Here is a 13,051-nt window from a genome sequence, read left to right as displayed (position 1 = left end):
AGCATGACAGAAATTACACGCCTTTTCGATTTTCCTCAATATCAGTTAGAAAAATACAATTTAAAAGCTGCTCTAGTTACCAAATATAATGGTGAATGGACACCAATGTCTTCGCAAGAGTATGTAGATAAAGCCAATGCTGTAAGTCGTGCATTGTTAAAAATGGGTGTTCAAAAAAACGATAAAATTGCTATTATTTCTTCGACCAATAGAACAGAATGGAATATAGTAGATATAGGAATACTTCAAGTAGGTGCTCAAAATGTTCCTATTTATCCTACAATTTGTTCAGAAGATTACGAGTATGTTTTAAACCATAGTGGTTCTACGTATTGTTTTGTAAGTGATGAAGAAGTACTAAAAAAAGTCAATAAGATAAAAGCAAATACGCAACTTAAAGAAGTATACAGTTTTGATTCTATTGCAGGCTGTAAAAACTATTCGGAATTATTTGAACTCGGAAAAGATACCAGTACACAAACAGAGGTTGAAGCAAGAAAAGATAATGTAAAACCAGAGGAGTTAGCAACCATTATATATACATCAGGAACAACAGGAAAACCTAAAGGTGTTATGTTATCTCATGACAATATTACTAGCAATGTTTTAAATAGTATTCCACGTTTACCACTGGGAAATAAAGATCCAAAAGTTTTAAGTTTTCTTCCTATTTGCCATATTTTCGAACGTGTACTCATTTATATATACCAACATGCTGGAGTTTCTATTTATTATGCAGAAGGCATAGACAAAATCGGTGAAAATGCTAAAGAAATAAAACCAAATTTAATGAGTGTTGTGCCAAGACTCTTAGAAAAAGTTTACGATAAAATTTATGCAAAAGGATCAGAATTATCAGGAATAAAAAGTCAATTATTTCATTGGGCAATTGCTCTTGGTGAAACTTGGGAACCTTATGGTAAAAATGGTGCTTGGTATGAATTTAAACTAAAAATAGCCAATAAATTAATTTTTAGTAAATGGAGAGATGCATTAGGAGGAGAACTTACCACGATGGTTTCTGGATCTGCACCTTTACAACCTAGATTATCAAGAATTTTTTGTGCTGCTGGAATGCAAGTCATGCAAGGTTATGGTTTAACAGAAACATCACCAGTAGTCTCTGTAGAAATGTACAAAGACCACCATTTTAAAATTGGAACAGTTGGTAAACCAATTAATGGTGTAGAAGTAAAAATTGCAGAAGATGGCGAAATCCTAATAAAAGGACGAAACGTTATGATGGGTTATTATAAAGATCCAGAAAAAACGGCAATTGTTATGACTGGAGAGTATTTTCACACGGGAGACAAAGGAGAAGTAGATAAAGATGGATTTCTTAAAATTACAGGAAGAAAAAAAGAAATGTTTAAAACCTCTGGCGGAAAATATGTTATTCCAACGCTTCTAGAAAACGAATTAAAACAATCCAGATTTATAGAACAAGTTATGGTCGTTGGTGAAGGCGAAAAAATGCCAGCCGCAATTATTCAACCCAACTTCGAGTTTATTCAAGAATGGATAGATAGAAAGAAAAAAAATATTGGTAAATCTGGTCAAGAAATCGCAAACGCTCAGGAAGTTATAGATCGCATTCAACGTGAAGTAGATACCTGTAACAAGAAATTTGGAAAGTGGGAACAAATAAAACGTTTCGAACTCACTCCAGAAGTTTGGACTATTGATGGTGGACACCTTACACCTACCATGAAAATGAAACGTAAAGTTATTAAAGAGATTTATCAAGAGCTTTATGATAATATTTATCGTCAATAACAAAAAAAACAGACCATTATAATGCTATGTGCTCCATAAAAAAGGTAAAAGTTATAACAAACTGATTAGTGTTTTAATTATAAATACATTTATAAATAGTAAAGAAGCATGAGATTTGTTAAATGATTTGTCACTTAAAATGTGTAAATGTATTGAGAGTAAAAAAATTAAAGAGTGCATATTAATTAAAGTCTTGATATACTAAAATACTCAATAATTATAAAAAAGAAATAAGAAATTATTACAATACTAAAAGTCTTTCTCAATCTCAAATTGATGAATTTTGTAATAAAATTGCTACTAGAACACTTAATAATTGTCAATAGATAATTTTCAAAGTGGTGCATTAGAAAAATAAAAGGATAGGCAAAATAACATTGTTTGTGATGACTTAAAACTGGTGAATTTTACTATTTAACTCAAAAACCATCTACATATACTCTATATACTACATTTATAAACATTTCAAAAGACAAGTATATAGAAAAGAAAGAGAAATCGAATAAGCTAATCAATTTCAAATATTATTTGGAAAGTAGATTGTAAATCCACATGAGTTTTTCAAGAAAGTAACAATCCGTTCAACAAAGAAATGTTTCAAAATGGCCAAACTTTTGCCTATGAAATTATTTCAAATGAAGAAGATTCATTTTTCGATGAAATAGTTTTTAAAGAAATCGAATATCTTTATCAATTATTTCAAATAAAGTAATTTTTAGACAATATTTATACAACTACCTGACTACTAAATCTTAAGAAAACACATAGATTACAGCCTTAGTTTCTTATTTTATTGCTCAAGTAATTCAAAACATAACTAAAAATAAACAATAACTTCAAATATATTTTTCAATTTACTATGCATGCATAACAAATTTTTATTATCTTTGAATTCGCACTAACCGAATAACAATTTAATGAAAGACAAAACCATAGACTATTTATTACGTACCACATGGTTAGCAGTAAATAAAATGTATAATGAAGAAGCTGCAAAGTTCGATACTACAATGGCTACAGGCTTTACATTATTAAGTATAGATCCAGAAAATGGAACTCCTTCCACATCACTTGGTCCAATTATGGGAATGGAAGCGACTAGTCTTTCTAGAATATTAAAAAAAATGGAAGCACTTGGTCTAATAGAGCGAAAACCTAACCCAGAAGATGGTCGTGGTGTCCTTATTTATTTAACTGATTTTGGAAAGGAAAAAAGAGAATATTCAAGAGAACGCGTTTTAACGTTTAACAATACCATAAAAAATCATGTTTCTGAAGATAAACTAAAACATTTTCAAGAAGTTACAGATATAATAAACGAGTTGATTTCGAATAAAAAAATATACAATCAAAAAGAACACATTTTAAAATAATATGAGCAAACGTAGAATTAAAAAAATAGCAATTATTGGTTCTGGAATCATGGGAAGTGGTATCGCTTGCCACTTCGCCAATATTGGTGTTGATGTTTTGTTATTAGACATTGTACCAAGAGAACTCAATGATAAAGAAAAAGCCAAAGGCTTAACTATAGAAGACAAAGTTGTTAGAAACAGATTAGTTAATGATGCACTTACAGCATCAATAAAATCTAAACCTGTACCACTCTATCACCATTCATTTGCAAACCGTATCACAACTGGAAATCTAGAAGATGATATTGCAAAAGTAAAAGACGTAGACTGGATTATGGAGGTTGTAGTTGAAAGACTAGACATCAAACAACAAGTTTTCGAGAAACTTGAAAAATATAGAACACCTGGAACATTAATTACTTCTAATACCTCTGGTATTCCTATTAAATTTATGAGCGAAGGTCGAAGTGAAGATTTCCAGAAGCATTTCTGTGGAACACACTTTTTTAATCCTGCTCGCTACTTAAAACTATTCGAAATTATTCCAGGACCAAAAACTGACGCTTCTGTTTTAGAGTTTTTAAATGGCTATGGAGAACAATTCTTAGGAAAAACTTCTGTAATTGCAAAAGACACTCCTGCATTTATTGGTAATCGTATTGGAATTTTTAGTATTCAAAGTTTATTCCACGCTGTAAAAGATTTAGACCTAACTATTGAAGAAGTCGATAAATTATCAGGACCTGTAATAGGTCGTCCAAAATCGGCAACCTTCAGAACAGTTGATGTTGTAGGATTAGATACTTTAGTTCACGTAGCCAACGGAATTAAAGAAAACTGTCCAAAAGACGAGCGTAATGAATTGTTTGTACTTCCAGATTTCATCAATACCATGATGGAGAACAAATGGCTAGGAAGCAAAACTGGACAAGGGTTTTATAAATTAGAAAGAAAAGCAGATGGATCTAAGGACATTTTATCTTTAGATTTAAACACATTAGAATATAGACCAAACAAACGTGCAAAATTTGCAACCTTAGAATTAACCAAAACAGTTGATAAAGTTGTAGATCGTTTCAAAATATTAGTTAAAGGAAAAGATAAAGCAGGTGAATTCTACAGAAAAAGTTTCGCTGCATTATTCGCTTACGTTTCAAACAGAATTCCAGAAATCACTGATGATTTATACAAGATTGATGATGCCATGAAAGCAGGTTTCGGTTGGGAACACGGTCCTTTCCAAATTTGGGATGCTATTGGTGTAGAAAAAGGAATCGAAATGATGAAAGCAGAAGGTTTAGAACCTAATGTTTGGGTGAACGAGATGCTTGCTACAGGAAGCGATAGCTTCTACACTATTAAAGATGGTGCAACCTATGCGTATGATATTCCTAAAAAATCTCAAGAAAAAATTCCTGGTCAAGACAGTTTCATCATACTAGATAACATTAGAAAAACATCTGAAGTCTTTAAAAACTCTGGAGTTGTTGTTGAAGATTTAGGTGATGGAATACTTAATGTAGAATTCCAATCTAAAATGAACACCATTGGAGGTGACGTTCTTGCCGGATTAAATAAAGCAATAGATTTAGCAGAAAAAAATTTTGCAGGATTGGTTGTTGGTAATCAAGCTGCAAACTTCTCAGTTGGTGCAAACATAGGCATGATTTTTATGATGGCTGCCGAACAAGAGTACGATGAGCTTAATATGGCTATCAAATATTTCCAAGATACTATGATGCGTATGCGCTATTCTTCTATACCTACAGTTGCAGCACCTCACGGAATGTCGCTTGGTGGTGGATGCGAATTATCTATGCACGCAGATAAAGTAGTTGCAGCAGCAGAAACTTATATTGGACTTGTTGAGTTTGGTGTTGGCGTAATACCTGGTGGTGGTGGTTCTAAAGAAATGGCTTTAAGAGCATCAGATACTTTCAAGAAAGGTGATGTACAATTAAATACACTTCAAGAGTATTTTTTAACTATTGGTATGGCTAAAGTTGCAACATCTGCTTACGAAGCATTCGATTTAGGTATTCTTCAAAAAGGAAAAGACATTGTAGTAGTTAATAAAGACAGACAAATTGCTACTGCAAAAGCACACGCCAAATTAATGGCAGATGCTGGATATACGCAACCTGTAAAACGCAACGATGTTCTAGTCCTAGGTAAACAAGCATTAAGCATGTTTTTAGTAGGTACAGACTCTATGGAAGCAAGTCATTACATTAGTGAACATGACAAGAAAATTGCAAATAAGTTAGCTTATGTTATGGCTGGTGGAGATTTATCTGAACCTACTTTAGTAAGCGAACAATACTTACTAGACCTTGAACGTGAAGCATTTCTAAGTTTATGTACAGAGCGTAAAACTTTAGAAAGAATTCAGCATATGTTAACCAAAGGTAAACCTTTAAGAAACTAAAAAATGAAAACAGCATATATAGTAAAAGCATACAGAACAGCAGTAGGTAAAGCACCAAAAGGTGTGTTCCGTTTTAAAAGAACCGATGAATTGGCAGCAGAAACCATCAAATACATGATGAAAGAATTGCCAGGTTTAGACCCAAAACGAATTGACGACGTTATTGTTGGAAACGCAATGCCTGAAGGTTCCCAAGGATTAAATATGGCGCGTTTAATCTCTTTAATGGGATTAGATGTTGTAGACGTACCTGGAGTAACAGTAAACCGTTTTTGTTCTTCAGGAGTTGAAACTATTGGTATGGCTACAGCCAAGATTCAAGCAGGTATGGCAGATTGCATCATAGCAGGTGGAGCAGAAAGCATGAGTAGTGTCCCAATGACAGGTTTTAAGCCAGAGTTAAATTATGATGCTATTGTAAAAGCAGGACATGAAGACTATTATTGGGGAATGGGAAATACTGCTGAAGCAGTAGCGAACCAATTTAAAGTGTCTCGTGAAGATCAAGATGAATTTGCATACAACTCACACATGAAAGCGTTAAAAGCCCAAGCTGAAAATCGTTTTCAAGATCAAATCGTTCCTATAGAAGTTGAGCAAACATATATAGATTCCAATGGAAAAAAAGCGACAAAAAAATACACAGTAACTAAAGATGAAGGACCTCGTGCTGGAACAAGTAAAGAAGCTTTAGCAAAATTGAGAGCTGTATTTGCAGCTGGCGGAAGTGTTACTGCTGGTAATTCATCACAAATGAGTGATGGTGCAGCTTTTGTAATGGTTATGAGTGAAGATATGGTTAAAGAATTAAATCTTGAACCAGTAGCACGCATGGTAAACTATGCTGCAGCTGGTGTTGAACCAAGAATTATGGGTATTGGTCCAGTAAAGGCTATTCCAAAAGCATTAAAACAAGCAGGTTTAAAACAAGCCGATTTAGAGCTAATAGAATTAAACGAAGCCTTTGCTTCTCAATCTTTAGCTGTAATCAGAGAATTGGATTTAAATCCAAAGCTAATAAACGTTAATGGTGGTGCTATTGCATTAGGACATCCATTAGGATGCACAGGAGCAAAATTATCTGTTCAACTTTTTGACGAAATGCGTAAGCGCAACATGAAAGGTAAATACGGAGCTGTTACCATGTGTGTTGGAACAGGTCAAGGTGCTTGCGGAATTTTTGAATTTTTAAACTAATAAAAGAACTTAATACAATACTATAAAATGGCAAATACAGAAAAAGACATCCTGCGTGGAGGTCAATTCTTAGTAAAGGAAACAAATTGCGAAGATGTTTTTACTCCTGAAGATTTTTCAGAAGAACAAACAATGATGAAGGAATCTGTTATGGAATTTAATGAACGTGAAATTATTGCACACAAACCTAGGTTTGAAGCCAAAGATTATGCCTTAACTGAAGAAGTGATGCGTAAAGCTGGAGAAATGGGCTTTTTAGGTGTAGCAGTTCCTGAGGCTTATGATGGATTAGGAATGGGATTCGTTTCTACGTGTTTAACATGCGATTATATTTCATCTGGAACAGGCTCTTTTAGTACTGCTTTTGGTGCACATACAGGAATTGGCACCATGCCAATTACTTTATATGGTACTGAAGAACAAAAACAAAAATATGTGCCAAAATTAGCTACTGGTGATTGGTTTGGCGCTTATTGTTTAACAGAACCTGGAGCAGGATCTGATGCTAATTCTGGAAAAACTACTGCAGTTCTCTCTGAAGATGGTAAATCTTATAAAATTAATGGGCAAAAAATGTGGATCTCAAATGCTGGATTCTGTAGTTTGATGATTGTTTTTGCACGTATTGAAAATGACAAAAATATTACAGGTTTCATAGTAGAATATGACGGTAAAAATCCAAATGGAATAACCTTAGGTGAAGAAGAGCATAAATTAGGTATTCGTGCAAGTTCTACGCGTCAAGTATTCTTTAATGACACCCTTGTTCCTGTTGAAAATATGCTAGCTGGTCGTGGTGAAGGATTTAAAATCGCCATGAACGCGCTAAATGTTGGTCGTATTAAATTAGCTGCTGCTTGCTTAGATTCGCAAAGACGCATCTTAACAACTGCTGTAAATTATGCTAACGAGCGTAAACAATTTAAAACACCAATTGCAGATTTTGGAGCGATTAAAACCAAATTAGCAGAAATGGCAGCTAGTGCCTATGCAGGTGAGTCTGCAACCTACAGAGCTGCGAAAAACATTGAAGATAGAATTTCTTTAAGAGTTGAAGCTGGAAACACACATCAGGAAGCTGAACTTAAAGGTGTCGAAGAATACGCAATTGAATGTTCTATACTAAAAGTTGCAGTATCAGAAGATGTACAAAATTGTGCAGATGAAGGTATCCAAATTTTTGGAGGCATGGGATTCTCAGAAGAAACACCTATGGAAGCGGCTTGGAGAGATGCACGTATTGCACGTATTTACGAAGGCACAAACGAAATTAACCGTATGTTAGCAGTAGGTATGCTAGTTAAAAAAGCCATGAAAGGTCATGTAGATTTATTAGGACCTGCACAGGCAGTTCAAGAAGAATTAATGGGTATTCCTTCATTTGAAACGCCTGATTATTCTGAGTTGTTTTCAGAAGAAAAAGAAATGATTAAGAAGCTAAAAAAGACTTTCTTAATGGTCGCAGGTGGAGCAGTTCAAAAATATGGTCCGCAATTAGAAGATCACCAACAATTATTAATTGCAGCTGCAGATATTTTAATTGAAATCTATATGGCAGAATCTGCAATTTTAAGAACAGAGAAAAACGCAAAACGTTTTGGAGAAGAAGCACAGTCTGCACAAATCGCTATGGCAAAATTATATCTATATCATGCTGTGGATATTGTTGAAGAAAAAGGAAAAGAAAGTATTATTTCTTTTGCTGAAGGAGACGAACAACGTATGATGTTAATGGGACTTAAGCGTTTTACTAAATACGCAAACTATCCAGATATTGTAGATTTACGTATCGAGATAGCTGAAAAAGTTAAAACAGAAAACAAATACTGTTTTTAAATACGTTTTAGTTAAGAAGTTAAAAAGACTGTTATCAGAAATGAAGCAGTCTTTTTTATTTTTGTACTTTTAAATCAAAATCATAATTCATGTTTACAAACAAAATAGCGTTTTTAATTTTCGCCTTACTTTTTACATCTTTATCGTTTTCACAAGGACTGTTAGAAGATAAAAGCAACTTCACAAGACAAGATACACTTCGTGGTTCTATAACTCCAGAACGCGAATGGTGGGATTTAAGCTATTACCATTTAGACATAAAAGTTAATCCAGAACAAAAAACAATCTCTGGAAAAAACACCATTCAATATAAAGTGTTAAAGCCATATCAAGTCATGCAAATTGATTTACAACAACCTTTAATGTTAACTAAAGTAACTCAAAACGGTAAAACATTAGCAATTAAACACGATGGTAATGCACATTTTGTAACACTTCTTGATAATCAAACCATTGGAGATACCAATAGCGTTATTGCGTTTTATGAAGGCAAACCAAGGGAAGCCGTTCGTGCGCCATGGGATGGTGGAATCTCATGGAAAAAAGATAATAATGGAAATCATTTTGTAGCGTCTTCGTGCCAAGGTCTTGGAGCTAGTGTTTGGTGGCCAAACAAAGACCACATGTACGACGAAGTAGATAGTATGCTCATTAGTGTTAACGTTCCAAAAGGATTAACTAATGTCTCTAACGGTAGATTAAGAAGCGTTGAAGAAAAAGAAAACTCTACAACCTTTAATTGGTTTGTAAATAACCCAATAAATAATTATGGCGTGAATATTAATATTGGTGATTATGTTAATTTTTCAGAAGTTTTTAAAGGTGAAAATGGTGATTTAGATATGAATTATTATGTACTAAAAGATAATCTAGACAAAGCTAAAGAACATTTTAAAGATGCTCCAAAAATGATGAAAGCTTTCGAGCACTGGTTTGGACCATATCCTTTTTACGAAGATAGTTTTAAGTTAGTAGAAGTACCCTATTTAGGAATGGAGCACCAAAGTTCGGTGACCTACGGAAACAAATACATGAAAGGCTATTTAGGTAACGATTTATCTAGAACTGGTTGGGGACTTAAATTCGATTTTATCATTATTCATGAAGCTGGACACGAATGGTTTGCAAACAATATCACAAATGTAGATATTGCAGATATGTGGATTCATGAAGGCTTTACAGCCTATTCTGAAAATATTTTTATAGATTATTACTATGGAAAAGAAGCTTCTGCAGATTATGTTATAGGTACGCGTGCAAACATTCAAAACGATAAACCTTTAATAGGAGACTATAATGTAAATAGTGAAGGTTCTGGAGACATGTACTATAAAGGTGCTAATATGTTACATACTTTGCGTCAGCTTATTGAAGATGATGAAAAATGGAGAGAAATTTTAAGAGGTTTAAATAAAGAATTTTATCATCAAACCGTTACTACAAAACAGATTGAAGACTATATTGCTAAAGCTTCTGATTTAGAATTGGAAGGTTTTTTTAATCAGTATTTACGTACTACAAAAATTCCTCTTATAGAGTTTACTCATAAGAATCGTGAATTAAAATACAGATGGATTAATGTTGTTGATGATTTTGATATGCCAATTCAAGTATTTATTGGAGATGAATTACATTGGATAACACCAAAAACAGAATGGCAAATTTACGAAACAAAATCTAGTAAAATGCCAGTAACAATAAAACGGGATTTCTATATAGAAAGCAAAAGTCTATAACACCTAAGCATTGATGAAAATTTTAATTTAGTTACAAAAATTTACTAGATCTATTAAAGTCCACTTATAAAACTGCCATAAGGATCTTTAAATTGAATACCTTCTGTAAATCTATATTTACTTAATAATTTGTATTCTACTAAAGCCCAAAGCACGAACTCTTTTACAAAATAACTTTCTTGTTTCGATAGTTTTGGCTGATGCGCTCCAAGCAAATCATCTAGTGGAGAAACAGCATCAAGTAAAACTTTGTATTCTTTATCTCTTAAATCGTCTAACATCTCAAATCCATCACGATTATTAAAAAACCAAGATACAATATCATCGTATGGACTTTCTTCAGATTCCTTTTTTAGTTTTTCAATCTTTGGAAAAAACTCTGGAAATAAACTTTTTACAGCTTCACCAATTATGTTATATGCTACTTGTGCTGCACCTTCTTGCTCACCTTCATAAACCAATTCTACCTTTCCAGTGATAGCTGGAATAATGCCTAAAAAATCTGACAATCTAACAGTTGTATGCTCTTCGCCTGCTTTAAGTGCTCTAAGTTCGGCAGTACTTAATAGGTTTTCGAAAGCTGTAATACTTAAACGTGCACTTACTCCACTTTTTTCGTCTATAAAATCACTTTCTCGTGCTTCAAACACAATTTGTTCTAAAAGATCTTTTGCTAATTCTGGCACATGAATACTTTCTTTTTGACGTGGATCAGATTTTGCTTCTTGCGCTGTAATTATTTTAGCCGTTTCAATATCTGTTGGGTAATGCGTTAAAATTTGCGAGCCAATTCTATCTTTTAAAGGCGTTACAATACTTCCTCTATTGGTATAATCTTCAGGATTTGCTGTAAAAACAAACTGCATATCTAAATTCAATCTCAATTTAAAACCACGAATCTGGATATCGCCTTCTTGAAGAATATTAAACAAAGCCACTTGTATTCTTGCTTGTAAATCTGGTAATTCATTAATTACGAAAATGCAACGGTTTGCTCTTGGTATCATGCCATAATGCAACACACGATCATCTGCATAACTCAATTTTAAATTCGCTGCTTTTATTGGGTCTACATCACCAATAATATCTGCTACAGTAACATCTGGAGTTGCCAATTTCTCGGCAAAACGCTCACTTCTATGCAACCAAGAAATTGGTGTACTATCGCCTTTGTCTTTTATCAATTCTATTGCATAACGCGATATAGGTTGAAATGGATCATCGTTGATCTCGCTACCTTCTACTAAAGGTATATATTCGTCTAGCAAATTAAGCATTAAACGTGCTAAACGTGTTTTTGCTTGACCTCTAAGCCCTAATAAATTAATATTATGTCTAGATAGTATTGCGCGTTCTAATTCTGGAATTACTGTGTTTTCGTATCCATGAATACCTTCAAAAACTGTTGTTTTGTTTTTTATTTTTTCAATTAAATTATCTCTTAATTCATCTTTAATCGATTTACTTTGGTAACCTGCTTTTTTTAAATCGCCTAAAGTTTTTATATTTTTAATTTCCATAGTTTGTTTTTTATCTTTTTCATTTGAGTAAGAAAACTATTCACTTTTCACTCTAAACTTTTTCACTAAATGATTATCCTTTAATTCTTTTTTTTCTGTTGGTTTCGTAATCTTCAAAAATCATTTCACCTAACCCTTTTAATCCTGTATAAAAAGCTTTGCCTTGATTTGCTTTGGTAAACGCTTCTACAAATTGCATAAGATAATTGTCTTGTGCAATCATAAATGTAGTGATAGAAATATGTAGTCTTCTGGCCTGCTGTGCTTGAGCATAACACTTATTTGTAATGTATGGATTTAGACCATTACTGTCTTTATAGTATGTGCCATCTGGCAGTTTTAAACAACTTGGCTTACCATCGGTTATCATAAAAATCTGCTTATTGGTATTACGTTTCCTTCGGAGTAAATCCATAGCTAATTGTAAACCTGCAACAGTATTGGTATGGTAAGGCCCTACATTTAAGTATGGTAAATCTTTTATTTTTATTGGCCATGCATCGTTTCCAAAAACCAAAATATCTAAAGTATCTTTTGGGTAGCGTGTGGTAATTAACTCTGCTAAAGCCATGGCTACTTTTTTGGCTGGTGTTATTCGGTCTTCACCATAGAGAATCATACTGTGGCTTATATCAATCATTAAGACAGTACTCATTTGCGCTTTATGGGTGGTCTCTTCAATGACTAAATCGTCTTCTGTTAGCTTAAAATCACCAAACCCATTATTTATTTGCGCATTACGTAAGCTTTCGGTCATAGAGACTTTATCTAAACTATCTCCAAATTGATAATTTCTAAAGTCTCCTGTATGCTCATCGCCTATTCCAACACCTTTACTTTTGTGGTTTCCAGATCCACTGCGTTTTATATTACCAAATATTTGGTCTAGAGCAGATTTTCGAATAGCACGTTCTGTTTTGGCAGTAATTCCTGTTCCCTTTTTTCCATCTGGTTTTATTTCTTCTCTTATGTAGCCTTTGGCTTTTAGATCTTCAATAAAATCTTCAATCGTGTATTCTGGTGTTGAGAGTTTGTATTCTTTATCAAGTTCTCGAAGCCAATCAATAGCTTCATCAAAATCTCCAGAAGTGTGAGTTATTAATTCTTTAAAAATATCGAAAAGTATCTCGAATGGCGTTTGAGAAGCAGCTTCGTATTGTTTAAACACGAAACCCTTTTTAAATAGTTTTTCTTTTTTCATTG

8 protein-coding genes are annotated in these 13,051 nt (G+C 33.3%); 6 read left to right on the top strand and 2 right to left on the bottom strand.

The window, feature by feature from the left end; all coding sequences use genetic code 11:
• The first annotated feature begins 3 nt into the window (after window positions 1–3).
• The 6 genes from P8H50_RS07465 to P8H50_RS07440 all read left to right on the top strand — a co-directional run bounded on the left by P8H50_RS07465 (window position 4) and on the right by P8H50_RS07440 (window position 10,328).
• Entirely contained in the window at window positions 4–1,776 is a 1,773-nt protein-coding gene (locus tag P8H50_RS07465; protein ID WP_300207318.1) for a long-chain fatty acid--CoA ligase, read from the top strand.
• A 917-nt stretch (window positions 1,777–2,693) separates the two neighbouring features.
• Complete coding sequence (locus P8H50_RS07460; RefSeq protein WP_300207315.1) at window positions 2,694–3,149, top strand: MarR family transcriptional regulator; 456 nt, start codon at window positions 2,694–2,696, stop codon at window positions 3,147–3,149.
• A 1-nt stretch (window position 3,150) separates the two neighbouring features.
• Window positions 3,151–5,559, top strand: a complete 2,409-nt coding sequence (locus P8H50_RS07455) for a 3-hydroxyacyl-CoA dehydrogenase/enoyl-CoA hydratase family protein (protein WP_300207312.1) — start codon at window positions 3,151–3,153, stop codon at window positions 5,557–5,559.
• 3 nt (window positions 5,560–5,562) lie between these two features.
• Window positions 5,563–6,756 (top strand): acetyl-CoA C-acyltransferase, encoded by a 1,194-nt coding sequence (locus tag P8H50_RS07450; protein WP_300207309.1) that lies wholly within the window; start codon window positions 5,563–5,565, stop codon window positions 6,754–6,756.
• Window positions 6,757–6,783: 27 nt separating this feature from the next.
• Window positions 6,784–8,592: an acyl-CoA dehydrogenase family protein gene (locus tag P8H50_RS07445; protein ID WP_300207307.1), complete on the top strand. Its 1,809-nt coding sequence runs from the start codon at window positions 6,784–6,786 to the stop codon at window positions 8,590–8,592.
• Between the two features lie 89 nt (window positions 8,593–8,681).
• Window positions 8,682–10,328 carry a M1 family metallopeptidase gene (locus tag P8H50_RS07440; protein ID WP_300207304.1) on the top strand — a complete coding sequence of 549 codons (1,647 nt, stop codon included), beginning with the start codon at window positions 8,682–8,684 and terminating at the stop codon, window positions 10,326–10,328.
• Between the two features lie 53 nt (window positions 10,329–10,381).
• On the opposite strand, the gene P8H50_RS07435 is transcribed toward P8H50_RS07440, so the two are convergent.
• Complete coding sequence (locus tag P8H50_RS07435) at window positions 10,382–11,848, bottom strand: magnesium chelatase (RefSeq protein WP_300207302.1); 1,467 nt, start codon at window positions 11,846–11,848, stop codon at window positions 10,382–10,384.
• A 73-nt stretch (window positions 11,849–11,921) separates the two neighbouring features.
• Complete coding sequence (locus P8H50_RS07430) at window positions 11,922–13,049, bottom strand: VWA domain-containing protein (protein WP_300207300.1); 1,128 nt, start codon at window positions 13,047–13,049, stop codon at window positions 11,922–11,924.
• Between the last annotated feature and the right edge of the window lie 2 nt (window positions 13,050–13,051).

The organism is Lacinutrix sp., assembly GCF_029238095.1.
Classification (GTDB): domain Bacteria; phylum Bacteroidota; class Bacteroidia; order Flavobacteriales; family Flavobacteriaceae; genus Lacinutrix.
Note: the sequence above shows the minus strand (reverse complement) of the source record. Positions and strands in the feature narration are given on the sequence as shown.

What these genes read in the sequence shown, in the direction of transcription:
- P8H50_RS07465 (WP_300207318.1), top strand. Translation starts at nt 4, where the DNA reads ATGACAGAAATTACACGCCTTTTCGATTTTCCTCAATATCAGTTAGAA.
- P8H50_RS07445 (WP_300207307.1), top strand. Translation starts at nt 6,784, where the DNA reads ATGGCAAATACAGAAAAAGACATCCTGCGTGGAGGTCAATTCTTAGTA.
- P8H50_RS07460 (WP_300207315.1), top strand. Translation starts at nt 2,694, where the DNA reads ATGAAAGACAAAACCATAGACTATTTATTACGTACCACATGGTTAGCA.
- P8H50_RS07435 (WP_300207302.1), bottom strand. Translation starts at nt 11,848, where the DNA reads ATGGAAATTAAAAATATAAAAACTTTAGGCGATTTAAAAAAAGCAGGT.
- P8H50_RS07455 (WP_300207312.1), top strand. Translation starts at nt 3,151, where the DNA reads ATGAGCAAACGTAGAATTAAAAAAATAGCAATTATTGGTTCTGGAATC.
- P8H50_RS07440 (WP_300207304.1), top strand. Translation starts at nt 8,682, where the DNA reads ATGTTTACAAACAAAATAGCGTTTTTAATTTTCGCCTTACTTTTTACA.
- P8H50_RS07450 (WP_300207309.1), top strand. Translation starts at nt 5,563, where the DNA reads ATGAAAACAGCATATATAGTAAAAGCATACAGAACAGCAGTAGGTAAA.
- P8H50_RS07430 (WP_300207300.1), bottom strand. Translation starts at nt 13,049, where the DNA reads ATGAAAAAAGAAAAACTATTTAAAAAGGGTTTCGTGTTTAAACAATAC.